This window comes from Chloroflexota bacterium (assembly GCA_014360905.1).
Lineage (GTDB): Bacteria > Chloroflexota > Anaerolineae > UBA2200 > UBA2200 > JACIWX01.
In genome coordinates, this window is the sequence record JACIWW010000048.1 from 1 (window position 1) to 1,442 (window position 1,442).

A 1,442-nucleotide genomic window follows, 5' to 3' on the forward strand; every position below is an offset into this window, starting at 1 on the left:
GGGTGCATTTCAGTTTAGGGGCGAGTTGTAAACGGCTGTCCACACTTCATGGAAACGTTTGCTGAGGATAGCAGCTCGAATTGGGGCCAGGCGTTCTAGCCCAGCTCGACTCCAGCGCATCCCAGGACCAGTGAAACGGGCATGGAATTGTTTGCACCCACTCTCGGCCATGCCACTGCCAATAGGGAAACCATCCTCACGCAGTTCCATGTACTGCATGCGCCGTTTGTTGCGTGCAAAGTACTGTGCTTCCTTACGCAACTTTTGTGCCACCTGCCGATGTCGCTCCGCTAGCCTGTGGATCGCCCCAACCACCTGCCACACTTGCCCCTGGTACAGCGGCTTTTCCAGCCCTTTGGCCCAACGGATGGCCACGGCGCTGCCCTCGCCAAAAGTCAAATGGGCTACGTGATAGAGATGTTCTTGGGCATGGTACCAATCGACTGCCTGTCGGCTGTAGGGGAAATGCTCTGCGGCCAGATTCCAGATCCAGGGCGCACCATCGCCCAACACAATGCTCTCGGTAGCCCGTGGCAACTGCCTCCGGCTGGCTTCGGCCCATAGCGCCTGCCCAAATTGCTTCGGCCCACCCAGAATCGCGGTATAGCTGTTGTGCATGGCACGAACCTGCTCCCCTGGCTGGCCTGCTTGCTCTGCACGTTGCAGCTCGACCTCAAAGACACAGCCAACCTTCAGTTCTTTCCACCCCTCCTCACGCACATGCACCATCATCCCATCCATCGCTACACCCATGCGCTGCGCCGTCTTACTCTCTCCGCGCACTAACCCATCTTGTTGCGCCACCACCATCGCCCTGGCCATCTGCGCCGCTTCCAGCGCCTTGATCTTCTCCCCCCATCTTTTTACCCGCCGCCACAGACTCGTATCCGAAAGCCTCACCCCGCTCACCTCACCCAGGATCTCCTCCGCCAAGGAGTAATCCACATGTCCACATAACCAGACCACCAACTTGGCTAGCCCTTCGCTCCATCCCCGGTCCCACACCCGTAGTTGCTCATCCAGGGGGAAAAGACCCCCGCTGACAGTGTGTGCAGTAGTAGTAATCCCGCTCCATCTCCACTAGCCCTAGGCGTGTCTCTACGCCCCTCTTTTTCCGCCCTTTCCCATGCATCTCTTTCCCACAAGTCGGACACAAGGGCCCAGGCACAGGCTGTACGCTCCCCTGGGCCTCTATCACCTTCTCCGCCAGCACTGGCTCCAACTCCTTGCGTATCCTCAGCACCGCTTCTTCAATATCGTTCAGCGTCGGACATGCAGTGCTTTCCGTCCAATCCAGAAGCTTATCAATCTGGTGCTCAGCCTCTGCCAATAGCTGCGCTTTGATCTCTGCACGGGTGCGTTTCATCTTAGATTCCTTTCTCTTGAGCTTCGATTCTTCCCTACATTATGCCCCAAATTTGCCCCCAAATTGAAATACACCC

General features: G+C 57.3%; 2 protein-coding genes. Both read right to left on the reverse strand.

Annotation, left to right across the window (positions count from 1 at the left end):
* Positions 1-9: 9 nt before the first annotated feature.
* Positions 10-1,005, reverse strand: coding sequence for a hypothetical protein (locus H5T67_12610; protein MBC7246146.1), 996 nt, complete (start codon positions 1,003-1,005; stop codon positions 10-12).
* A 10-nt stretch (positions 1,006-1,015) separates the two neighbouring features.
* Positions 1,016-1,366 (reverse strand): hypothetical protein, encoded by a 351-nt coding sequence (locus H5T67_12615; GenBank protein ID MBC7246147.1) that lies wholly within the window; start codon positions 1,364-1,366, stop codon positions 1,016-1,018.
* Positions 1,367-1,442 lie beyond the last annotated feature (76 nt).